The organism is Rhodopseudomonas sp. WA056, assembly GCF_010906995.1.
In the GTDB taxonomy this organism is placed as follows: Bacteria; Pseudomonadota; Alphaproteobacteria; order Rhizobiales; family Xanthobacteraceae; genus Rhodopseudomonas; species Rhodopseudomonas palustris_G.
Genome location: NZ_QPFS01000084.1, coordinates 1 through 22641, shown reverse-complemented (window position 1 = coordinate 22641; position 22641 = coordinate 1). Strand labels below are relative to the sequence as shown.

18 protein-coding genes are annotated in these 22641 nt (G+C 66.0%); 15 read left to right on the top strand and 3 right to left on the bottom strand.

From position 1 onward, the window contains the following. On the bottom strand, positions 1-664 hold a 664-nt coding region (locus DU475_RS16220; RefSeq protein WP_164632716.1), incomplete at its 3' end, for a class I SAM-dependent methyltransferase. 152 nt (positions 665-816) lie between these two features. Between DU475_RS16220 and DU475_RS16215 the strand changes: the two genes are divergently transcribed. The 15 genes from DU475_RS16215 to DU475_RS16145 all read left to right on the top strand — a co-directional run bounded on the left by DU475_RS16215 (position 817) and on the right by DU475_RS16145 (position 21464). Then, positions 817-2040 carry a BtaA family protein gene (locus tag DU475_RS16215; RefSeq protein WP_047309729.1) on the top strand — a complete coding sequence of 408 codons (1224 nt, stop codon included), beginning with the start codon at positions 817-819 and terminating at the stop codon, positions 2038-2040. Between the two features lie 286 nt (positions 2041-2326). After that, a complete protein-coding gene (locus DU475_RS16210; RefSeq protein WP_013500574.1) occupies positions 2327-3220 on the top strand; it encodes a LysR family transcriptional regulator in 894 nt (297 codons plus the stop codon). Positions 3221-3511: 291 nt separating this feature from the next. Further along, entirely contained in the window at positions 3512-3982 is a 471-nt protein-coding gene (locus tag DU475_RS16205) for a formate dehydrogenase subunit gamma (RefSeq protein WP_013500575.1), read from the top strand. Beyond that, positions 3979-5535, top strand: a complete 1557-nt coding sequence (locus DU475_RS16200) for a formate dehydrogenase beta subunit (protein ID WP_164632715.1) — start codon at positions 3979-3981, stop codon at positions 5533-5535. The genes DU475_RS16205 and DU475_RS16200 overlap by 4 nt, the downstream gene beginning before the upstream one ends. A gap of 12 nt (positions 5536-5547) precedes the next feature. Next, positions 5548-8394, top strand: coding sequence for a formate dehydrogenase subunit alpha (gene fdhF, locus DU475_RS16195; RefSeq protein WP_164632714.1), 2847 nt, complete (start codon positions 5548-5550; stop codon positions 8392-8394). Between the two features lie 2 nt (positions 8395-8396). After that, on the top strand, positions 8397-9224 hold the full coding sequence (fdhD, locus tag DU475_RS16190; RefSeq protein WP_164632713.1) for a formate dehydrogenase accessory sulfurtransferase FdhD: 828 nt from the start codon (positions 8397-8399) through the stop codon (positions 9222-9224). Next, positions 9214-9429, top strand: coding sequence for a formate dehydrogenase subunit delta (locus tag DU475_RS16185; protein WP_013500579.1), 216 nt, complete (start codon positions 9214-9216; stop codon positions 9427-9429). Before fdhD ends, DU475_RS16185 begins: the two co-directional genes overlap by 11 nt. 61 nt (positions 9430-9490) lie before the next feature. Next, the gene (locus tag DU475_RS16180) at positions 9491-11140 is read left to right on the top strand and encodes an OFA family MFS transporter (RefSeq protein WP_047308328.1); all 1650 of its coding nucleotides are present in this window, start codon (positions 9491-9493) and stop codon (positions 11138-11140) included. Between the two features lie 450 nt (positions 11141-11590). Next, a complete protein-coding gene (locus tag DU475_RS16175; RefSeq protein WP_164632712.1) occupies positions 11591-12844 on the top strand; it encodes a PQQ-dependent sugar dehydrogenase in 1254 nt (417 codons plus the stop codon). Positions 12845-13077: 233 nt separating this feature from the next. Next, entirely contained in the window at positions 13078-13662 is a 585-nt protein-coding gene (locus DU475_RS16170; protein ID WP_164632711.1) for a c-type cytochrome, read from the top strand. Between the two features lie 394 nt (positions 13663-14056). Further along, the gene (gene katE / locus DU475_RS16165; protein WP_164632710.1) at positions 14057-16153 is read left to right on the top strand and encodes a catalase; all 2097 of its coding nucleotides are present in this window, start codon (positions 14057-14059) and stop codon (positions 16151-16153) included. A gap of 154 nt (positions 16154-16307) precedes the next feature. Then, the gene (locus tag DU475_RS16160) at positions 16308-17429 is read left to right on the top strand and encodes an acyl-CoA dehydrogenase family protein (RefSeq protein WP_164632709.1); all 1122 of its coding nucleotides are present in this window, start codon (positions 16308-16310) and stop codon (positions 17427-17429) included. Continuing rightward, positions 17426-18373: an AAA family ATPase gene (locus DU475_RS16155; RefSeq protein WP_164632708.1), complete on the top strand. Its 948-nt coding sequence runs from the start codon at positions 17426-17428 to the stop codon at positions 18371-18373. Before DU475_RS16160 ends, DU475_RS16155 begins: the two co-directional genes overlap by 4 nt. Beyond that, positions 18373-19764: a vWA domain-containing protein gene (locus DU475_RS16150; RefSeq protein WP_164632707.1), complete on the top strand. Its 1392-nt coding sequence runs from the start codon at positions 18373-18375 to the stop codon at positions 19762-19764. The genes DU475_RS16155 and DU475_RS16150 overlap by 1 nt, the downstream gene beginning before the upstream one ends. A 173-nt stretch (positions 19765-19937) precedes the next feature. Beyond that, complete coding sequence (locus DU475_RS16145; protein WP_164632706.1) at positions 19938-21464, top strand: acyl-CoA synthetase; 1527 nt, start codon at positions 19938-19940, stop codon at positions 21462-21464. An 88-nt stretch (positions 21465-21552) separates the two neighbouring features. Here the strand turns inward: DU475_RS16145 and DU475_RS16140 are convergent, their stop codons facing one another. Both DU475_RS16140 and DU475_RS16135 read right to left on the bottom strand, forming a co-directional pair. Further along, positions 21553-21834, bottom strand: a complete 282-nt coding sequence (locus DU475_RS16140; protein ID WP_013500588.1) for a hypothetical protein — start codon at positions 21832-21834, stop codon at positions 21553-21555. 139 nt (positions 21835-21973) lie between these two features. Beyond that, positions 21974-22641: MtrB/PioB family outer membrane beta-barrel protein (locus DU475_RS16135; RefSeq protein WP_164632705.1), on the bottom strand; the 668-nt coding region annotated here is incomplete at its 5' end.

Below are 22641 nucleotides of genomic sequence, written 5' to 3'. Positions count from 1 at the left end.
GGCCGGCGCCGGTGCGGGTCGCGACCAGCATCAGCACCGCTTCCAGGCTGTCGCGCGGGGTGACGTCGAACAGCGTCAGCCAGCGCCGCAACAGGTTGCGCGCCACCGAAGGCAGGCCGCGCTGGTCGCCGAAATCGACGATGTGCAGCTTGCCGCCGGGCTTCAGATTGGCGACGGCGCGATCGATCACCGCGGTCCAGTCCGGGATCATCGACAGGCTGTAGGAGATCATGACGTGGTCGAAGGCGACCGCCTGGCCGAACACCGCCTGTGCGGTGAACGCGGTGGCGTCGCCATGCGCGACCTTCACCCGCGCCATCAGCCCGGCGCCTTCGATCGAACTGATCGCCGAGGTCAGCATCTCGGTCGAAACGTCGAGGCCGAAGAATTTCGCCTCGTGGTATCGCGTCGCCGCCTGGATCAGGTTGCGGCCGGTGCCGCAGCCGACCTCAAGCACGGTTTCGCCCGCCTTCGGTTGCAGCTCGGCGATCAGTTGGTCGCGGCCGAGAAGATAGTACCGGCGGGTCAGATCGTAGATGTGGCGCTGATAGCGGTACATCCGATTCATGCGCGAGGTCGCGTCGACCGGCCACGCCGGATCGGCAATGAGTTCGGGGTGCGTCAGCTCGGTGCGCGGAAGATCGGTGCGAGTGAGCGTCGTCATGGCCTGCCACCCTGGTTCGGCATCATCCGCCTTCCATCGCGATTTCAGGCGACAGGGTGATGACAAAGGCGGCGGCACTGATCAGTTCCACGCTGTCGCAAAACTGCAGTGTTGCGCAGCTAATTTGGATCGATTGCCGAGTCGAGGATTTGATGAACACGCAGCAACTGATCGCGGACGCCGTCCGCAACAGCAAGGATCGCAGCGAGTCGACGCTGTGGGACGCATTGTTTTCGATCTGGTTTCGCCGCCTGGTCTATACCCAGATCTGGGAAGATCCCGAGGCCGACCTCGCGGCTCTGCAATTGCCGATCGGCTCGACCATCGTGACGATCTCGTCGGGCGGCTGCAACGCGTTGTCCTACCTCACCGCCAAGCCGGCGCAGGTGTTCGCGGTCGATCTCAACGAGGCGCATCTGGCGCTGCTCGAGCTGAAGCTCGCAGGCCTGCGCGCGCTGCCGGACTACGCGTCGTTCTGGCAGTTCTTCGGCGAAGGGACCGCGGCCGACAATGCCGATCTGTATCGTCGGCGGCTGCGCCCGGCGCTCGACCGCGACGCGCGCGGCTACTGGGACGAGCGCGATTTCCGCGGCCGGCCGCGCTACCGCTATTTCACCGACGGGTTCTATCGCCACGGCGCGCTCGGCCATTTCATCGGCTTCGCGCATCTGCTGGCGCGTCTGGCCAAGATCGATCTCGACGTGCTGCTGAAAGGCGCGCCGGATTCGCCGGAGCGGCAGGCGGCGCTGCAGCGCGTCGACCGGCTGTTCCACTCGCGGTTCGCCCGGCTGCTGACGAGAACGCCGGCGCTGCTGTTCAGCCTCGGTATTCCGCCGCAGCAGCGCGAACTGCTCGGCGGCGACCAGCCGCTCAACGAGGTGCTGCATCAGCGCCTGCTCCGGCTGATCGACGTCTATCCGAACGAGACCAATTACTTCGCCTGGCAGGCGCTGAGCCGCAGCTATCCCGGCCCCGGCGACCGCTGCCTGCCGCTGTATCTGCAGGAGAGCCGCTATCAGCAGATGCGCGCCGGCGCCGGCCTGGTGATCCCGGTGCACGAAAACCTGCGGGTGTTCCTGGAGAGCCTGCCGGCCCGCCAGATCGACGCCGTGGTGCTGCTCGATTCGCAGGACTGGATGGCGCCGGACGAAATCCGCGCGCTATGGGATGCGATCGACCGCGCCGGCAAGGAGCAGGTGCGGGTGATCTTCCGCACCGCCGGCGCCGAATCCCCGCTGGAGACCGAACCGCTGGCTCCGCTGCAACAGACCTGGCAGCGCGACGCCGAACGCAGCGCCATCGGCTTCGACCGCGACCGCTCGGGAATCTACGGCGGCTTTCATTGCTACATGCGGCGGAGTGGCAGCGTCGGCTGAACCGCCGCCGGTGTGTTCGCGCGCCGGTTCGATCACCTTGATCCATCTCAATCCACACCCACACTCGTCAGCTAGCTTACTAATGACGAAGCGTGGTGCGGATGGTTCGTGCTTCCCGCGCCAGCAGCGTCTCTCCCCAGACTGGCCCCGCGCTCCCGATGCGCAACCGGGAGGCGGGGTTATTGTTGCCTGAGCGCCCGCAACGGCGTGGCCGCCGGCCGCCTTGCCGAATGCGTCCTGATCGGGCAAGACTCTTGAAATTCACCAGAATTTCCGAGAGGCGGGTTTGATCGACAAGCTCGAGCTGCTGCTGGCGCTCGCCAAGGAACGGCATTTCGGCCGCGCTGCCGAAGCCTGCGGCGTGACCCAGCCGACGATGTCGACCGGCATCAAGCAGCTCGAAGAGATTCTGGGCGTGATGCTGGTGCAGCGCGGCTCTCGGTTCCTCGGCTTCACGCCGGAGGGCGAGCGGGCGCTGGAATGGGCGCGCCGGATCGTCGCCGACAGCCGTGCGATGCGCCAGGACATCGGCGCGTTGAAGGCCGAGCTGTCTGGAGAGCTGCGGATCGCCGCGATTCCGACTGTGCTCGGCATGGTGGCGCAGCTCACCACGCCGTTCCGCGCCAAGCATCCCAACGTCCGCTTCAGCATCCTGTCCTGCACCTCGTCGGAAGTGCTTGGCCTGCTCGAAAACCTCGAAGTCGACGCCGGGCTGACCTACACCGAGAACGAGCCGGTCGGCAAAGTCCGCAGCGTGCCGCTGTATCAGGAAAGCTACCGCCTGATCACCTCGCCCGACGGCATGTTCGGCGATCGCGATCAGGTGACCTGGCGCGAGGTCGGCCAGGTGCCGCTGTGCCTGCTGACGCCGAACATGCAGAACCGCCGGATCATCGACCGCGCGCTGCGCGCCGCCGGCACCACTGCGCAGCCGACGCTGACCTCGAATTCGATCATCGTGCTCTACACCCACGTCAAAACCGGGCGGTGGGCCAGCGTGATGCCGGCCAAGCTCGCCGACACGCTCGGGCTCGGCGACGAGGTTCGCACCATTCCGATCGTCGAGCCGCTGGTCGCCTACAGCATCGGCCTCGTGGTGCCGCCGCGCGAACCCTACACGCCGCTGGTCGCCGCCCTGATGCAGGTGGCCCGCGAGGTCGCGCCGACGTTGCAGAGCTGATCGGAGCGGTTTGGTGCTGACGGAACTGGCGTGGCGCGTAGGCCGTCGCCACGCGTCATTCCGGGGCGCTCACGAAGTGAGCGAACCCGGAATCTCCTGGCGCAAATAACCTCTGGATTCCGGGTTCGCCGCTGCGCGGCGCCCCGGAATGACGGAGAGGGCGATGGCTGCCGGTTGTCATTATGGCGGGCCCCCGTCGTTGCGGATTCCTTATCGCAGCATTGGACAGCTTTATTGATCTTTTGAACGATTCTCACTTTCATCGCTTCATCACGACGACGAAGAGCGCCGATGCAATACGAACCATGGGAAACCGCCCGCGCGAGCGAGATCATCGCCGGGCTGACGCACAAGGACGGCGCGACGCTGCTGATGCTGCAGGCGTTGCAGGAGGCGTTCGGCTATGTGCCGCAGGACGCCGAGCCGATGATCGCGCAGGCGCTCAACCTGTCGCGCGCCGAAGTCCATGGCGTCCTCACCTTCTACCCGGATTTCCGCCGCGAGCCGCCGGGCCGCCACGTGCTGAAGCTGTGCCGCGCCGAGGCCTGCCAGGCCGCCGGCGGCGACGCGCTGGTGGCGCATGTCGAGACCCGGCTCGGCGTGACCTTCGGGGCCACTACCGCGGACGGCGCGGTGACGCTGGAGCCGGCCTATTGCCTCGGCCTGTGTGCCACGGCGCCATCGGCGATGATCAACGAGCGCGTGGTTGGCCGGCTCGATGCCGGAAAGCTGGATGCTCTGCTGATGGAGGCGCAGCGATGAGCCTGCGCGTCTTCATCCCGCGCGATTCCGGCGCGCTCGCGGTCGGCGCTGACGAGGTCGCTGCCGCGCTGCTCGATCAGGCCCATGCGCGCGAGCTGCCGGTCGACCTGGTTCGCCCCGGTTCGCGCGGACTGTATTGGCTCGAACCGATGTTGGAGGTCGACTCCCCGGAAGGCCGCGTCGCCTTTGGGCCGGTGACGCCGGCCGATGTGCCGGCGCTGCTCGATGCGATCGTGTCAGGCGGGCCGCATCCACTGCTGCAGGGGCTCACGGAGGAGATTCCGTGGCTGAAGCGGCAGACCCGGCTGACCTTTGCGCGCTGCGGCATCGTCGACCCGCGCTCGATCGACGATTATCGCGCCCATGGCGGCTATCGCGGGCTCGAACGCGCGCTGAAGATGAGTTCGGACGCGATCATCGACGACGTCGTCAAATCCGGCCTGCGTGGCCGCGGCGGCGCAGGCTTTCCGACCGGCACCAAATGGCGGACCGTGGCCCAGGCCGGCCGCGGCCAGAAATACATCTGCTGCAACGCCGACGAGGGCGACAGCGGCACCTTTGCCGACCGGATGCTGATGGAGGGCGATCCCTTCATGATCATCGAAGGGATGACGATCGCCGGCATCGCGGTCGGCGCCACCCGCGGCTACATCTACATCCGCTCTGAATATCCGCATGCGGTCGAGGCAATGAACGCCGCGATCGAGGCGGCGCGACGCACCGGCTATCTCGGCGAGCACATCTGCCATTCGACCGATTCGTTCGACATCGAAGTCCGGGTCGGCGCCGGCGCCTATATCTGCGGCGAAGAAACCTCGATGCTGGAGAGCCTCGAGGGCAAGCGTGGCACGGTGCGCGCCAAGCCGCCGCTACCGGCCCATAAAGGCCTGTTCGGCCGGCCGACGGTGATCAACAACGTGCTGACCTTCTCGGCGGTGCCCTACATCCTCGATGGCGGCGCCCAGGCTTATGCGGATTGCGGAATGGGCCGTTCGCGCGGCACCAAGCCGATCCAGCTCGGCGGCAACATCAAGCACGGCGGGCTGTTCGAGGTGGCGTTCGGCATTACGCTCGGCGAACTGATCGACGACATCGGCGGCGGCACGCTGAGTGGCCGCCCGGTGCGCGCCGTCCAGGTCGGCGGCCCGCTCGGCGCCTACTTCCCGCGCGCGCTGTTCGATACGCCGTTCGACTACGAAGCGTTCGCCGCGCGGAGCGGCATGGTCGGGCATGGCGGCGTGGTGGTGTTCGACGACACCGTCGACATGGCCAAGCAGGCGCGGTTTGCGCTTGCATTTTGCGCCCACGAATCCTGCGGCAAGTGCACGCCGTGCCGGATCGGTTCGACCCGCGGCGCCGAGACCGTCGACAAGATCATCGCCGGCGACCGGCCCGCGGCGAACATCGCCGTGCTGGAAGACCTCTGCAACACCATGAAGTTCGGCTCGCTGTGCGCGCTGGGCGGCCTGGCGCCGATCCCTGTGCTGAGCGCACTGACGCACTTCCCCGAAGATTTCGGCCTCGCGCCGCGCCGCCTGCAGGCCGCGGAATAAAGGACGATCGATATGGCTCTGGTCCACGAAACCGATTTCGGCACGCCGCGCTCGCCCTCCGAGACGATGGTGACGCTGACGATCGACGGTCGCAGCGTCAGCGTGCCCGAAGGCACCTCGATCATGCGCGCCGCCATGGAGATCGGAACCGCGATCCCGAAACTCTGCGCCACCGACATGGTCGACGCGTTCGGCTCGTGCCGGCTGTGCCTGATTGAAATCGACGGCCGCAGCGGCACGCCGGCGTCGTGTACCACGCCGGTCGCCGACGGCCTCGTGGTCCACACCCAGACCGAGCGGCTGAAGCAGATCCGCAAGGGCGTGATGGAGCTGTACATCTCCGATCATCCGCTCGACTGCCTGACCTGCTCGGCCAATGGCGATTGTGAGCTGCAGGACATGGCCGGCGCGGTCGGCCTGCGCGACGTGCGCTATGGATATTCCGGGGAGAAGCATCCCAATCCGGGCCTCGACGAGTCGAATCCGTATTTCACTTACGATGCATCGAAGTGCATCGTCTGCTCGCGCTGCGTCCGCGCCTGCGAGGAGGTGCAAGGCACCTTCGCGCTGACCATCGCCGGCCGCGGCTTCGACTCCGTCGTGTCGCCCGGCATGCAGGAGAGCTTTCTCGGTTCGGAATGCATGTCGTGCGGCGCCTGCGTGCAGGCGTGTCCGACCGCGACGCTGAACGAGAAGAGCGTGATCGAGATCGGCACGCCGGAGCGCTCGGTGGTCACCACCTGCGCGTATTGCGGCGTCGGCTGCACCTTCAAGGCGGAGATGCGCGGCGAAGAGCTGGTCCGGATGGTGCCGTACAAGGACGGCAAGGCCAATCGCGGCCACTCTTGCGTCAAGGGCCGGTTCGCCTGGGGCTACGCCAACCACAAGGAGCGCATCCTCAACCCGATGATCCGCTCCAGCATCAGCGAGCCCTGGCGCGAAGTGAGTTGGGACGAAGCGTTCGCCTACGCCGCCTCCGAGCTGAAGCGCATCCAGGCGAAATACGGCCGCGACTCGGTCGGCGGCATCACCTCGTCGCGCTGCACCAATGAAGAAACCTTCCTGGTGCAGAAGCTGATCCGCGCCGGCTTCGGTAACAATAATGTCGACACCTGCGCGCGTGTCTGCCACTCGCCGACCGGCTATGGCCTCTCCACTGCGTTCGGCACCTCGGCCGGCACCCAGGATTTCGACTCGGTCGAGCATGCCGACGTGGTGATGATCATCGGCGCCAACCCGACCGACGGCCATCCGGTGTTCGCCTCTCGCCTGAAGAAACGGTTGCGTCAGGGGGCCAGGCTGATCGTGATCGATCCGCGCCGCATCGACCTCGTTCGTTCCGCACATATCGAGGCCGCGCAGCATCTGCCGCTGAAGCCGGGCACCAATGTCGCGGTGCTGACCGCGATGGCGCACGTCATCGTCACCGAGGGGCTGGCTCACGAATCCTTCGTGCGCGAGCGCTGCGACTGGAGCGAATACGAGCACTGGGCGGCGTTCGTGTCCGACGAGCGCCACAGCCCGGAAGCCACCGCCGCCTTCACCGGCGTCGATCCGCAGAGCCTGCGCGAAGCGGCGCGGCTGTACGCCACCGGCGGCAACGGCGCGATCTACTACGGCCTCGGCGTCACCGAGCACAGCCAGGGCTCGACCACCGTGATGGCGATCGCCAATTTGGCGATGGCCACCGGCAATCTCGGTCGGCCGGGCGTCGGCGTGAATCCGCTGCGCGGCCAGAACAACGTGCAGGGCTCGTGCGACATGGGCTCGTTCCCGCACGAGCTGCCGGGCTATCGCCATATCTCGACCGACTCGGTGCGCGAGAGCTTCGAGGCACTGTGGAACGTCAAGCTCGACAACGAGCCTGGCTTGCGTATTCCCAACATGCTCGACGCCGCGGTCGAGGGCTCGTTCAAGGCGCTCTACGTGCAGGGCGAGGACATCCTGCAGTCCGACCCCAACACCAAGCACGTTGCCGCCGGCCTCGAAGCGATGGAATGCGTCATCGTCCACGACCTGTTCCTGAACGAGACCGCCAACTACGCTCACATCTTCCTGCCGGGCTCGACCTTCCTGGAAAAGAACGGCACCTTCACCAATGCCGAGCGCCGCATCCAGCGGGTGCGCAAGGTGATGTCACCGAAGAACGGCCTGGAAGACTGGGAAGTCACGCTACGGCTCGCCGAGGCGGTCGGCTACAAGATGAATTACACCCATCCGTCCGAGATTATGGACGAGATCGCCGCGCTGACGCCGACCTTCACCGGCGTCTCCTACGACCGGCTGGAACAACTCGGATCGATCCAGTGGCCGTGCAACGAGCGCGCGCCCGAAGGCACGCCGGTGATGCATGTCGATCACTTCGTCCGCGGCAAGGGCAAGTTCGTCATCACCGAATATGTCGCGACCGACGAGCGCACCGGACCAAGATTCCCGCTGCTGCTGACGACGGGGCGTATTCTGTCGCAATACAATGTCGGGGCGCAGACGCGGCGCACCGCCAATACGGTATGGCACGACGAGGACCGGCTGGAGATCCATCCGCACGACGCCGAGCAGCGCGGCGTGCGCGACGGCGATTGGGTGCGGCTCGCCAGCCGTGCCGGCGAGACCACGCTGCGGGCGCTGATCACCGACCGCGTCGCGCCGGGCGTGGTCTACACCACGTTCCATCATCCGGATACGCAGGCCAATGTCGTCACCACGGAGTACTCGGACTGGGCCACCAACTGCCCGGAATACAAGGTGACGGCCGTGCAGGTGGCGCCATCGAACGGCCCGTCGGAGTGGCAGCGCTCCTACGAGCAGCAGGCCACCGCGGCGCGGCGGATCGCGGCGCCGGCCGAAGCGGCGGAGTGACGATGAAGCCGACGGTTCACACCGGCAACACCAAGGTCTGGCGCAACGGCCGGATGCAGGATGGCACGCGTGCGATCCCCGAAGAGACGCCGGTCGCGATCAGCTACAACGGCTCGACCCAGGCGGTGATGATGGCGACGCCGGCTGATCTGGAAGACTTCGCGATCGGCTTCAGCCTGAGCGAGGGCGTGATCGAACGGCCTGAGCAGATCGAGAGCGTCGAGATCGTGCCGCATGATGACGGCGTCGAGCTGCGGATGTGGCTCGGCGGCGATGTCGCCGCACGCTTGCAGCAGCGCCGCCGCCATATCGCCGGGCCGACCGGCTGCGGGCTGTGCGGCGTCGATTCGATCGCCGAGGCGGTGCGTCCTGTCGCCACCGTCGGCAAGGGCCGCAGCTTCTCGCCGCAGCAGATCATCGCCGCGATCGAGGCGATGCCGTCGCTGCAGACCCTCAACGTCGCGACCCGCGCGGTGCACGCCGCTGCCTATTTCACGCCGGAGCGCGGCATCGTGCATTTGCGCGAGGACGTCGGCCGCCACAATGCGCTCGACAAGCTCGCCGGCGCGCTGGCGCGCGATCGTATCGCTGCAGCAAACGGCATCGTGCTGCTCACCAGCCGGGTCTCGGTCGAGATGGTGCAGAAGACCGCGGCGATCGGCGCGGCGGTGCTGGTTGCAGTCTCGGCGCCGACCGCGCTGGCGGTGCGGATGGCGGAATCCGCCGGCATCACGCTGGCGGCGATCGCCCGCTCGGACGGCTTCGAAATCTTCACGCATCCGCAGCGCATCGTCGAGACCGATCGCAACGGAGCTGCCGATGTCGCCTGACCGGCTGGTGTACATGGCCAATCAGATCGGCGCGTTCTTTCGCAGCCAGGGGCCGGACAACGCGGTGCCGGGAATCACCGAGCATCTGAAGAAATTCTGGGAGCCACGGATGCGCCGGGCGATCATCGCGCATCTGGACGCCGGAGGGGACGGGCTCGCGCCCGAGGTGCGGGCCGCAGTGGAGGCATTGAAAACGGCAGCTTAGCAAGCGCAGGCGACGACGGTCAGTCCGAAAACGGACGACCGCAACAGGGGAAGGAAACCACATGACCACGTTGGATGGTGCCGGACGGCTGTCCGGCGCACGGCCGGGTATTTTCGATCGCGAACGGATTATCGCCACTGCGGGCTACAATCGATGGCTGGTGCCGCCCGCCGCACTGTGTATTCACCTCTGCATCGGCATGGCCTACGGCTTCAGTGTGTTCTGGCTGCCGCTGTCGCGGGCGGTCGGGCTGTCGGCGCCGAAAGTGTGCACCGACATGACGATCGTGCAGGAGCTGTTCACCACCACCTGCGACTGGCGCGTCGCCTCGATGGGCTGGATGTACACGCTGTTCTTCGTGCTACTCGGTGCTTCGGCCGCGGTGTGGGGCGGCTGGCTTGAGCGGGTCGGCCCGCGCAAGGCCGGCTTCGTCTCGGCGGTGTGCTGGTCGGGCGGTCTCGTGCTCGGGGCTCTCGGCATCTATCTGCATCAGCTCTGGCTGCTGTGGCTCGGCTCCGGCGTGATCGGCGGCATCGGGCTCGGCCTCGGCTACATCTCGCCGGTGTCGACCCTGGTGAAGTGGTTTCCGGACCGCCGCGGCATGGCGACCGGCATGGCGATCATGGGCTTCGGCGGCGGCGCGATGATCGGCGCCCCGCTCGCCAACATGCTGATGAACTACTTCCGCACCCCGACCGATGTCGGCGTGTGGCAGACCTTCCTGGCGATGGGGCTGATCTACTTCGTGTTCATGACCATCGGGGCGTTCTCCTATCGGCTGGCGCCGCCGAACTGGCGGCCGGACGGCTGGACCCCGCCTGAGAAGAACAACGCTTACATCACAGCACATCAGGTGCACCTGAAGGACGCGCACAAGACCAGGCAGTTCTGGCTGATCTGGGCAGTGCTCTGTCTCAACGTCTCGGCCGGGATCGGCGTCATCGGCATGGCGTCGCCGATGCTGCAGGAGATCTTCGGCGGCAAGCTGATCGGCCTGCCGGACCTGTCGTTCAATCAGTTGTCAGCCGAGCAGAAGACCGTGATCGCCGGCATCGCCGCCGGCTTCGCCGGGTTACTGTCGCTGTTCAACATCGCCGGACGGTTCTTCTGGGCGTCGCTGTCGGATCACATCGGTCGCAAGAACACCTATTACGTGTTCTTCCTGCTCGGCATCGTGCTCTACGCGCTGGTTCCGACGCTCGCCGCGATGGGCAGCAAGGCGCTGTTCGTGCTCGCCTTCGGCGTCATCCTGTCGATGTACGGCGGCGGCTTCGCCACGGTGCCGGCGTATCTGGCCGACATCTTCGGCACCCAGTTCGTCGGCGCAATCCATGGTCGGCTGCTGACCGCCTGGGCGACCGCGGGCATCATCGGCCCGGTGGTGGTCAACTACATCCGCGAGGCGCAGATCGCGGCCGGCGTCGAGCGGGCGCAGGTCTACGACTTCACCATGTACATCCTCGCCGGGATGCTGGTGATCGGCCTGATTTGTAACGCGATGGTCAAGCCGCTCGCCGACAAATGGTTCATGAAGCCGGAGGAAGTGGCGGCGCTGCAGGCCAAGGGCGCCGCCGCCAATGCCGGCGGCGGCTCCTATGGCATCGGCAAGGGTGGCCTCGACGCCCGCGCCGCGGCGTTCTGGCTGTTCGTCGGCATTCCGCTCGCCTGGGGCGTTTGGATCACGCTGCAAAACGCTGTGAAGATCTTCTGAGCCGCGCCAACTGCGATACTAAGTTGGGGGACTCTCCACGTCATGCCCGGCCTCGTGCCGGGCATTGTCGTTTTCCGACTGAAGCCTCTCAACAGGCACGGACTCCTCGTCCTTAGGAGCCCGGCGAAGCCGGGCGTCTCGAAGGATGAGGAGCCACATCGCCTGCGGCGCATGGTTCGAGACGGCGCTTTGCGCCTCCTCACCATGAGGTTGGGTTTGTGACTGCCGTGATGGCTCTGAGTAAGCGGCTTGACTGCATTGCGCCGCATCGATTGCAGCGCAGCGAACTGATCGCGTCGCCTCTATTGCGATTCATCATCAATCATCTTCTCTCCTGCCGCGGTTGTGTTAGCCTTTGGCTGCCGGCGCACGAACGCCGCTGACGACGCATCAGACGTCGCATAACCAAATAGCGGCTGCGTTGACGGCCGTGGCGAGGGAGTGAACGCGATGAAGTCGGTCTTCACACGAGCCGTTGTTGCGTGCGCGGCCGTCCTGGTGATCGGGACGTTGCCACCTGCCGGCGCGCAGGGGCTGAAGAAGTACGAATCCGGCACCAAGGAGTTCTGGACCAACCCGCCGTCCGACTGGTTCCTCGGCGACGAGACCGAAGCGCAGAAAGGCCTGGCGCCGCCGGCCGGTCCGCCGACTGGCTCATCCGACGCCGAGCTTGCGGCGATGATGAAGAAGATCAAGCTGCCGCCCGGCTTCAAGATCGAGGTCTATGCCTCCGGCGTGCTGTCCGCGCGGCAGATGGCCTGGGGTGACAACGGCACGCTGTTCGTCGGCTCGTTCGGCGTCGGAAGCGTCTATGCGATCACCGAGAAGGTCGGCAAGAAGCAGGTAAGGACCATCCTGAAGGGCCTGAAGATGCCGACCGGCGTCGCGTTCCGCGATGGTGCGCTGTATGTGATCGATATCGACAAGCTGATCCGCTACGACAATGCCGAGGCCAATCTCGACAATCTCGGCTCGGGCAAGGTCGTGTACGACGACATGCCGCCCTACGTCGCGCATGGCTGGAAGTATCTGGCCGCCGACAAGGACGGCTGGTTCTACGTGCCGTTCGGCCCGCCCTTCAACATCGGCATCCCTCCGACCTCGTTGTCGCAGATCCGCCGCGTCGATCCCAAAACCGGCAATGCCGAACTGGTCGCCCTCGGCGTCCGCAACTCGGTCGGCGGCGACGTCGATCCGCGCACCGGCAAATACTGGTTCACCGAGAACGCCCGCGACTGGGTCAGCGACGACTTGCCGAGCGACAAGCTCAACATGATCTCGAGGCTCGGCGAGCATTTCGGCTATCCGTATTGCCATCAGGGCGACATGCCGGATCCGAAATTCGCGATGGGCCACAAGTGCTCGGAATTCACCCCGCCGGTACTGAATCTCGGCGCCCACGTCGCGCCGCTCGGTATGAAGTTCTACACCGGCGACCAGTTTCCGGCCGAGTACAAGAATAACATCTTCATTGCCGAACACGGCTCGTGGAACCGGCACAAATATCAGGGCGGCCTGATCAAGCGGGTGATCGCCGATCCGGACGGCAAGAACGCCAAGCAGGAAGATTTCGCCACCGGTTGGATCGAAGGCGACCAGGGCTATCTCGGCCGACCCGCCGACATCGTGCTGGCCAAGGACGGCTCGATGCTGGTGGCCGACGACTGGGCCGGTGCGATCTATCGCATCAGCTACAGCAAATGAGCCTGTGCTGAGCGCACCCACCCCACGTTCGTCATTTCGGGGCGCCGCGCAGCGGCGAGCCCGGAATCCATACTCCCAGGGCCCGTTGTCAGGCACGACCACCGTCTTGGCGATTCACCGCGAGCAAAGTGGTTATGGATTGCGGGCCTTCGTTCCGGCCGGCTGCGCCGACCGCGACGAATCCCGGAATGACGAACTCCAATCATAACTCTGAGCCAACAGAGGCCCCTTGCATGACTCGCCTGCTTGCCGCGCTGTCGTTCTGTTTCAGTCTGTTTGCGTCTCCACTTCTCGCCGGCGACATTCAGGCCGGTAAGGCCAGGGCCGGCGTCTGCTCGTTCTGCCATGGATCCGACGGTGTCTCCAAAATGGAGTACACGCCGTCGCTCGCCGGCCAGCCCGACCTCTACATCCAATGGCAGCTTGTGTTCTTCCGCGCCGGAACCCGGGAGAACGCCAATATGAAAACCATCGTCGAAGAACTGACCAACGAGGACATCCGCAATCTCGGCGCCTATTACGCCTCGCTACCGCCGATGAAGAACCCGAAGCCAGACGAAAAACCGGAGCTGTCGCGCAAGGGCGCCGAGGCCGCCGTGGGGCGGCGCTGCGCTTCGTGCCACACCGACAATTTTGCCGGCACCAAGGCCACCGCGCGGCTCGCCGGTCAGCGCGAGGAATACCTGATCAAGGCGCTCAATGAATACAAATCCGGCCAACGCTCCGGCGGCGCGATGGCGGCGATGGCCGACGTTGCCTATCAGCTCAGCGAAGAAGAGATCTACGCGCTGGCGCATTATCTGGCGCACTTGAATTAGGACCGGATTGGGAGACGGCCAAGCAGGCCTTCTCACCGTCGTTGGGAGGCCGAGTACGCGCCATAATGGTCATTCCGGGGCGCGTGTGAAGCGCGCGAACCAGGAATCTCGATTTGGCGGATCACCCCACGATAATCTCTGGATTCCGGGTTCGCTCACTGGCGTGAGCGCCCCGGAATGACGGGTGTGGGCGCTGACCTGCGACTTGATGACAGAACAGGATCACGACCTCTTCTGCCTCACTCGTTTCATCCCAGGAACCAATCCGCGTTCACGCCGTAGTCCAGCGGCGGACGGCTCTCTCGCATCAGTTGGAACGATACGGCAGCGATTGGCTTCGATCGCCGCGAGGGCTGCGCCGCTCGTCACTCTGTCCTACTGCGCGCGAGGTTCCATGGCCGACAAGCATCCCGAACTGAAATCCGCCAAGCTGGCCGACGCATCGATCCATCGCGGGCCCGGCGGCGAAACCCATCAGGTTGCCAGCGGCGATATGCCGGCGCTCACCAGCCGCCAGGGCATTCCGATCAGCGACAACCAGAACAGCCTGAAGACCGGCCGGCGCGGGCCGACGCTGATGGAAGATTTTCTGTTCCGCGAGAAGATCTTCCACTTCGACCACGAACGAATTCCGGAGCGCGTCGTCCACGCTCGCGGTTTCGGCGCGCACGGCTTCTTCGAAACCTATGAGTCGCTGTCGGACATCACCGCCGCCGATATCTTTCAGCGCGCCGGCGAGCGTACGCCGGCCTTCGTGCGGTTCTCCACGGTCGCGGGCAACAAGGGCTCGTCGGATCTGGCGCGGGACGTCCGCGGCTTCGCCGTCAAGCTCTACACCCGCGAGGGCAACTGGGACATTGTCGGCAACAACATCCCGGTGTTCTTCATCCAGGACGCGATCAAGTTTCCAGACCTAATCCATGCCGCCAAGCAGGAGCCGGATCGCGGCTTCCCGCAGGCCCAGACCGCGCACGACAATTTCTGGGACTTCATCTCGCTGATGCCGGAATCGATCAACATGGCGCTGTGGATCATGTCGGATCGTACCATCCCGCGCTCGTTCCGGTTCATGGAAGGCTTCGGCGTCCACACCTTCCGGCTGATCAATGCCGAGGGCAAATCGACCTACGTCAAGTTTCACTGGAAGCCGAAGCTCGGCATGCAGTCGGTGGTGTGGAACGAGGCGGTGAAGCTCAACGGCGCCGATCCTGATTTCCACCGCCGCGACCTGTGGGATGCGATCCAGGCCGGCGACTATCCGGAATGGGAGCTCGGCCTGCAACTGTTCGACGACGCCTTCGCCGACGAATTCGAGTTCGACATTCTCGACGCCACCAAGATCATTCCGGAAGAGCGCGTGCCGATCCGCCGCGTCGGCCGGCTGGTGCTCGATCGAACCGTCGATAATTTCTTTGCCGAGACCGAGCAGGTGGCATTTCACACCGCCAACATCGTGCCTGGCGTCGATTTCACCAACGACCCGCTGCTGCAGGGGCGCAACTTCTCGTATCTCGACACCCAGTTGAAGCGGCTCGGCACCACCAATTTCACCGACCTGCCGATCAACGCGCCGAAATGCCCGTTCCACAGCTTCACGCAGGACGGCCACATGGCGTTCAACAATCCGCGCGGCCGCGTCAACTACGAGCCGAACAGTTGGGGCACAGGTCCGCGCGAGACGCCGAAAGGCTTCCGCAGCTTCCCGGCCGAAGACGCCGGCGAGAGGCGCCGCGCCCGCGGCGAGCTTTTCGCCGATCACTACAGTCAGGCGCGGCAGTTCTACGTCAGTCAGAGCGAGATCGAGCAGACCCACATCAAGGACGCGTTTGTGTTCGAACTCAGCAAGGTGGAGACGCCGGAGATCCGCGCCCGGGTGGTGTCGCATCTCGTCAATGTCGACAAGACGCTGGCCCAGATGGTCGCTGACGGCCTCGGCATCAAGCTGCCGGCGGCCGCCGAGCCGGCCCGCGAGGTGATCACGGATTTGCCGCCGTCGCCGGCGCTCAGCATCGTCAAGAATGCGCCGGGCAGCTTCAAGGGGCGCAAGCTGGGCATTCTGGTCAGCGACGGCGCCGACGCCAAGCTGCTGGCGGCGCTGGAGGCCGCCGCCACACAGCAGGGCGCGATGGTCGAACTGATCGCCCCGAAGGTCGGCGGATTCACCGCCTCCGATGGCAAGCAGCGGCCGGCGAAGCAGAAGGTCAATGGTGGTCCGTCGGTGCTGTACGATGCGGTCGCGGTGCTGCTCTCACAGGAGGGGGCACTTCGACTGCAGCAGGAAGCGACCGCGCGCGACTTCGTCGCCGACGCCTTCGCCCATGCCAAGTTCATTGCAGTTACTAAGGATGCGGCGCCGCTGCTGGAGAAGGCCGGCGTCGAACCCGACGGCGGTGTGATGAGTCTCGGCGGTCCGAAGGACGCCGAGCGCTTCCTGGAGCTGTGTACCCAATTGCGGTTCTGGGAGCGCGAGCCGAAGGTTCACGCAGTTTAACTACGCGGGATACGGTGATCGGCCGCTTCGGCGCAGATCTGGTCTCGATGATAGGTGGCGCGCGGCGAGGTTGGCTTCGCCGCGCGCCGCATTCCATTTGCCGGAATACAACAAACACTCGCCGCCGCCGCGGGCTTGTTCTACACACGGAGCCATGAGTGAGCTTCGAACACCGGGCGCGCCAGGCGCGACCCTCGGGACGACAGAGGCGGCGACAGCGGCGGTCGCCGCACGCATCGCGCGCTGGCGGGCGCTGACCGCGGATCGACCCGGCGACGATCCGTTTGCGCCGATGGCGCAGGCCGGCCTGTTCGAGATCGGCCTTCCCGGCTGCGATGGGCGGCTCGACAGCTATGGGGCGATCGCGCAAGCCGAGCAGGCGATCGCAGCGGCGACCGGCGAACTCGGCCTCGCCACGGCGTTCGCCGGCCGGCAACTGATCGCGCGGTTCTTCATCGCCGGCTTCGCCGATGCGGCGCAGCGCGGCGAACTGGTGCCGCGGATCGCCGCGGGAGGCGGCTGGGCTGCGGTGGCGATCTCGGAGCCCGGCGCCGGTGCAAACCCAAAACATCTACAGACAACAGCAGAGCGGCAGGGCGACGGTTACGTCATCAACGGTCGCAAGGCATGGATCACCAACGGTCCGGTCGCCGATTTGTTTCTGGTGCTGGCGATCACCGGCGTCGAGCAGGGCCGCAAGCGCTACGGTCTGTTCCTGCTGCCGCGCGACACCGAAGGATTGACGCTGACCCCGATGCCGTCGCTCGACGTGCTGAAGCCGGCGTCGCATTGCGAACTGAGCTTCGCGAACTGCACCGTGCCGGCCTCGGCGCGGATCGGCACACTGCCGGATGCCTATCCGGCAATGGCGCTGCCGTTCCGCGACCTCGAGGACACGGTCGCGACCGCAACCACTGTCGGATTTCTCGACTGGCTGCTGCACACCGTCGCGGCGCGGGTCGAACGCAGCGAGGATCACGCGCTCACGCTCGGCCGCCTCGCCGGCCTGCTGTCGCTGGCCCAGGCGGCAAGCGCCGCCGCGGTGCAGGCGCTGGACAGCGGTGCGCCGCCGAATGGCGCGCGCGTGATCGGCGTCCGCAGCCTGGCGCGCGTCCTCGTCGACGAACTGCGCGCGCTGCTGCCGCCGGATCACCTAGACGACCAACTCACCCGATCGCTGGCGGCGTTCGACGTGCTGGCCAATGTGGCGCGCGAGCCGCGCAAGCAGCGGCAGATCGCCCTCGGCCAATCTCTCTGGAGCAATCAACAGCAATGACTGCGAATCTGCCGATGCAATCCATCGAGGCCGTTACCGCTGGGCTGGCGTCGGTCGGCTACATCGCCAGCCGCCAGATCGCCACCGCGGTGTATCTGGCCGAGAAGATCGAGAAGCCGATCCTGGTCGAAGGCCCCGCCGGCGTCGGCAAGACCGAACTGGCGAAAGCGCTGGCGAGCTGGCGCGGCCTGCAGATGATCCGGATGCAGTGCTACGAGGGACTCGACGAGGCCAAGGCGCTGTACGAGTGGAAGTACGCCAAGCAGCTTCTCTACACCCAGATCCTCAAGGACAAGCTCGGCGAAGTGCTCGGCGGCGCGCAGACGCTGACCGATGCGCTCGGCCGGCTGCACGATTTCGGCGACGTGTTCTTCTCCAAGGAATTCGTCGAGCCGCGACCTCTGCTCAAGGCGCTGGAGCAGCCGCAGGGCTGCGTGCTGCTGGTCGACGAGATCGACAAGTCGGACGCCGAATTCGAATCCCTGCTGCTCGAAATCCTGTCCGACTATCAGGTGACGATCCCCGAGCTCGGCACCATCAGCGCCACGGTGAAGCCGCTGGTGCTGCTGACCTCGAACGGCGAACGCGATCTGTCGGACGCGCTGAAGCGGCGCTGCCTGCATCTGCACATAGGCTTTCCCGAACAGCGGCTCGAAGAGCGGATCGTCGAGAGCCGCGTGCCCGGCGCCGGCGAGACGCTGCGCAAGCAGATGGTAGGCTTCATCAACCAGATCCGCGCGCTCGATCTGAAGAAGCTGCCATCGGTCAGCGAGACGATCGATTGGGCGCGGGTGCTGGTGCTGCTGCAGGCGAGCGAGCTCGACCACCAGACCGTGAAGGACACCCTCAACGTGCTGCTGAAATACGAGGCCGACATCGAAACGGCGCTGCCCCAGGTCGCCGGCTTCGTCGCCAAGTCCGGGCGCGAGGGCGTGTTCGGCTGATGCGCGAGGAGCTGCACCGCTTCTTCCGGGCGGCGCGCGGCGCCGGCGTGCGGGTATCGCCGGCCGAGAGCATCGACGCGATGCGGGCGGTGTCGGAGGTCGGCTTCGCCGATCGCGGCCTGCTCCGCGACACCCTTCTGGTGACGCTGGCCAAGACCCAGGACGAGAAGCAGGCGCTGGCGCAGTGTTTCGATCTGTTCTTCAGCCGGCCCGAACCGAAGAGCAATGCGGATGCCGCCGACGCCGCCGATCAGCAGGCGGACAGCGGATCTTCGCCGTCGCAGCCGAGCGGCAGCGGCGCGCCGGGGCAGGGTGGCGGCGAAGGCTCGGCGCCGCCGGAGCTCGGCGAGCTGGCGCAGATGCTGCTGGCGCAGGATCGCAGCGCGGTGGCCGCGGCGCTGGCCGGTGCGGCGAATGAAGCCTCGCTGTCCAACATCCGGTTCTTCACCCAGCGCGGGCTGTTTCAGAGCCGGATGATGGAGGCGCTCGGCATCGGGCGGTTGCGCGACGATCTCGACCGGCTCAAGGCCGATGATCCGGGGCAGGCCGAACGGCTCGCCGCGGCGCTCGACGGCTTGCGCGACAGCGTGCGCGAAATGGTGGCGCAGGCGCTGCTGCTGTACGGCCGCGAGGAGGCGGAGAACCTGCGCCACGAGGTGCTGCGCAACGCACCGATGATGCGGCTGGAGCGACGCCAGGTCGAGCAGATGAAGGAGCTGATCCGCGCCATCGCGCGGCGCCTGCGCGAGCGCTACAGCAAGCCGCGCAAGCGGCAGCGCCGCGGTCATCTCGACGTCCGCCGCACCATCCGCCGCAACGCCGCCTGGGGCAACATCCCGTTCCTCACCGCCTGGAAGCGCCGGCACCGCGACCGGCCGCAGATCGTGGCGCTGTGCGACGTCTCCGGCTCGGTGGCGCAGGTGTCGGACTTCTTCCTGCTGCTGATTCACAGCCTGCACGAGGTGGTCGACGACGTCCGCTCGTTCGCGTTCTCCGGCCACCTGATCGAGGTCAGCGACATCCTCGACAAGCAGGAGCCGGAAGCCGCGATGCGCGAGATCATGTCCAAGGTCGGGTTCGGCTCGTCCGACTACGGCGCGTCATTCGCCGACTTCGAGAAGCGCTGGCTGCGCAGCGTGACGCCGAAGACCACGGTGATCGTGCTCGGCGACGCCCGCAGCAACAATCTCGATCCGCGCACCGACATCCTGCGTACCATCTCGGAGCGCGCCAAGCGCGTGGTCTGGCTCAATCCCGAAGGACGGATGGGTTGGGGCTGGGGCGATTCGGAAATGTTCCGCTACGCGCCGTTCTGTAATTTGGTCCGGCAATGTTCCAACGCCAAACAGCTCGAACGCGCGGTCTCGGACATCGTGGCGGCTTATCAGTAGCGGCCGGGCTCCGTCGACCTGTCTTGCGCCGACCGGCTGCATGGCCGGCTCAATTTTGCGATAGTTAGTTGCGCCGCACAAGAGGCGGCGATTGACTTCCCGCCGGTGCGCGCTTTCACTTCCCTGGTCGAGACGGTCGTCAAGAGCCGCCGACCTTCCGAGGGAGAAAACCGATGAGCTTCGCTTACTTCGACTGGATCGCCCATCACGCCGAGGTCCGCCCGGAGCGGATCGCGGTGATCGATCTCGCCACCAGCCGCAAGATCAGCTACCGGGCAATGGACGGGCGGGTTGACCGGCTGGCGGCGCATCTCGCAACGCTCGGCGTCGGCCGCGGTGACCGCGTCGCGGTGTTGGCGCTGAATGCGGTCGAGACGCTGGAGGTGCAGTTCGCCTGCTTCCGGCTCGGCGCGACCTTCGTGCCGCTCAACGTGCGGCTCACCGTACACGAACTGTCCTACATCGTCGGCGATGCCGCCCCGCGGGTGCTGGCGCATGACGATGAGCTGGCGCCGATGGCGGCGGAGTTGAAGGCTGCGTGCGGCGTGCCGCATCTGCTGGCGTTCGGTCCGGCCTATGAGGCCGCGCTGGCGAGCTCGCCGCGTCTCGGCACAGCAGAGCCGGTGACGCTCGATGACGTCTCGACCATCATGTACACCTCCGGCACCACCGGAAAGCCGAAGGGCGCCATGATCACCCATGGCATGACCTTCATCAACGCGGTCAATCTCGGCATCCCGATCTTCGTGTCGCAGCGAACGGTGTTTCTCTGCGTGCTGCCGCTGTTCCACACCGGCGGGTTGAACTGCTACACCAACCCGGTGCTGCATGCCGGCGGCACCACGCTGCTGATGCGAACCTTCGATCCCGGCGCGGCGCTGTCGATCATCGGCGATCCGTCGGTCGGGCTGACGCATTTCTTCGGCGTGCCGTCGATCTATCAGTTCATGTGCCAGCATCCGGCGTTCTCGGCGACCGATCTGTCGCGGCTGCAGATCGCCGGCGTCGGCGGCGCGCCGATGCCGGTGCCGTTGCTCAAGATCTGGCAGGACCGCGGCTGCGCTCTGGTGCAAGGCTACGGCATGACCGAGACCAGCCCGGCGGTGCTGATGCTCGATGCCGACGACGCCGCGCGGAAGGCCGGTTCCGCCGGCAAGCCGGTGCTGCACGCGGATCTGAAGATCGTCGGTCCTGACGGCGAGCCGGTGAAGCCGGGCGAGATGGGCGAACTCTGGGTGAAGGGGCCGAATATCACCCCCGGCTATTGGAACAGGCCAGACGCCAACCGCAGCTCGTTCACCGACGGCTGGCTGCACACCGGCGACGCGGCGCGGGTCGACGACGAGGGCTTCTACTACATCGTCGACCGCACCAAGGACATGTACATCACCGGCGGTGAGAACGTGTATCCGGCCGAGGTCGAGGACGTGCTGTATCAACTGCCGGAGATCGCCGAGGCGGCGGTGATCGGCGCGCCCGATCCGCAATGGGGCGAGACCGGCGTCGCGGTGGTGGCGCTGAAGCCGGGCCATGAGTTGAGCGAGGCGAAGCTGCTGTCGCATTGCCGCGAGCGGCTGGCGCGCTTCAAATGTCCGCAGCGTGTCACGTTTGTCGAAGCGTTGCCGCGCAACGCCACCGGCAAAGTGCACAAGCCGACCTTGCGGGAGCGCATTCTGGCGCGCGAGCCGGCCGACGCATGAGGGGCTGTCTCGTTATGCCGGCGGAGCCACCGTGATCCGGGCCGCGGTGACGCAGCCGGTGCGCCGGATCTCCGGCGCACCGTTCGGGTCATCCCTTGGCGACGTAGAGCCGGCACCAGCCGTTCTCGCTGATCGGACTTTCGACCGTCACGCAAGCGTTCGGCGGCCTGAATTGCCGGCAGGTGCCGCAGCGCTTGGCCCCGCTCGGCGACTCCTGGTAGCCGGAATCCTTGTGCGATGCCTTCTTGGTGACCTGCGCGGTCGCCGTCGCGACGCCGGCGCCGAGCAGCGCCGCGACGCCGGCAACGCCGGCTCCGGCCATCAGCATCTTCCTCCGCGACAGCGGCTGATCCTTGGGATTGTGGTCCATCGTCGGTAGTCCTCCCGTTGTTGACGTTGTTTGCTGTGACCGGCGGCCACGTCTTCGCCGCCGGCTGCGAGCCCGCGCGCCCGAAGGCGTGCGGGCGATTGGTTGGACGCGGTGCGACGGCGTCGACCGTCCGCACCGCTCACCACTTGGCGTTCAGCGACACCTGGACGTATTGTGCGTCGTAGTTCGGATTGGTCGCGCCCATGTCGATCATCCGCGCCAGCGTGGTGTCGACCAGATACAGATAGGGCGACATCAGATCCTGCTGCCAATTGTCGACGCTGTTGCGCTCCCAGATGTAGCGGGCCTTGAGATAGACCTCACCGGTCCAGCCCAGCTTCGCCACGATCGATGGGTCGATGGTGTGTTTGAGCGAGGCGTCGAGCCGCTGATAGTTGGTCGACACCGTCGGGAACGGCCGGTACACGGCGCCGCCGGCATTCGCCAGCATCGCGTAGCCGTTGTAGGGCCCGTAGTCCCAATCCTCGTGCGAGAACGAGATCGCGTAGCCGAGCTTGAAATCCAGCACGCCGGGGACCAGCTCCAGCGTGCTGGCGATCAGGATCGTCTGCACCTTCTCGAGCGTGTTGCTGCCGAATGCGTTGATCGGCGTGGCGTTGGGCCTGCCGGTGGCCGAATTGGTCAGCGTGCCGCTGCCGACCTGGAAGCGGTCGTAGGTCTCGTACAGATACGACGCCTGGATCGACGATCCGGGTGTGAAGGTGTAGGTGACCTCGACGCCGGCGTTCCCGGTTTTTGTCTTCTTCCACCCGAAGGAACACGGAACCGCCGGGGGAGTCCCCAACC

What these genes read in the sequence shown, in the direction of transcription:
- DU475_RS16215 (WP_047309729.1), top strand. Translation starts at nt 817, where the DNA reads ATGAACACGCAGCAACTGATCGCGGACGCCGTCCGCAACAGCAAGGAT.
- DU475_RS16205 (WP_013500575.1), top strand. Translation starts at nt 3,512, where the DNA reads ATGCAATACGAACCATGGGAAACCGCCCGCGCGAGCGAGATCATCGCC.
- DU475_RS16200 (WP_164632715.1), top strand. Translation starts at nt 3,979, where the DNA reads ATGAGCCTGCGCGTCTTCATCCCGCGCGATTCCGGCGCGCTCGCGGTC.
- fdhF (WP_164632714.1), top strand. Translation starts at nt 5,548, where the DNA reads ATGGCTCTGGTCCACGAAACCGATTTCGGCACGCCGCGCTCGCCCTCC.
- fdhD (WP_164632713.1), top strand. Translation starts at nt 8,397, where the DNA reads ATGAAGCCGACGGTTCACACCGGCAACACCAAGGTCTGGCGCAACGGC.
- DU475_RS16185 (WP_013500579.1), top strand. Translation starts at nt 9,214, where the DNA reads ATGTCGCCTGACCGGCTGGTGTACATGGCCAATCAGATCGGCGCGTTC.
- DU475_RS16180 (WP_047308328.1), top strand. Translation starts at nt 9,491, where the DNA reads ATGACCACGTTGGATGGTGCCGGACGGCTGTCCGGCGCACGGCCGGGT.
- DU475_RS16175 (WP_164632712.1), top strand. Translation starts at nt 11,591, where the DNA reads ATGAAGTCGGTCTTCACACGAGCCGTTGTTGCGTGCGCGGCCGTCCTG.
- DU475_RS16170 (WP_164632711.1), top strand. Translation starts at nt 13,078, where the DNA reads ATGACTCGCCTGCTTGCCGCGCTGTCGTTCTGTTTCAGTCTGTTTGCG.
- katE (WP_164632710.1), top strand. Translation starts at nt 14,057, where the DNA reads ATGGCCGACAAGCATCCCGAACTGAAATCCGCCAAGCTGGCCGACGCA.
- DU475_RS16160 (WP_164632709.1), top strand. Translation starts at nt 16,308, where the DNA reads ATGAGTGAGCTTCGAACACCGGGCGCGCCAGGCGCGACCCTCGGGACG.
- DU475_RS16155 (WP_164632708.1), top strand. Translation starts at nt 17,426, where the DNA reads ATGACTGCGAATCTGCCGATGCAATCCATCGAGGCCGTTACCGCTGGG.
- DU475_RS16150 (WP_164632707.1), top strand. Translation starts at nt 18,373, where the DNA reads ATGCGCGAGGAGCTGCACCGCTTCTTCCGGGCGGCGCGCGGCGCCGGC.
- DU475_RS16145 (WP_164632706.1), top strand. Translation starts at nt 19,938, where the DNA reads ATGAGCTTCGCTTACTTCGACTGGATCGCCCATCACGCCGAGGTCCGC.
- DU475_RS16140 (WP_013500588.1), bottom strand. Translation starts at nt 21,834, where the DNA reads ATGGACCACAATCCCAAGGATCAGCCGCTGTCGCGGAGGAAGATGCTG.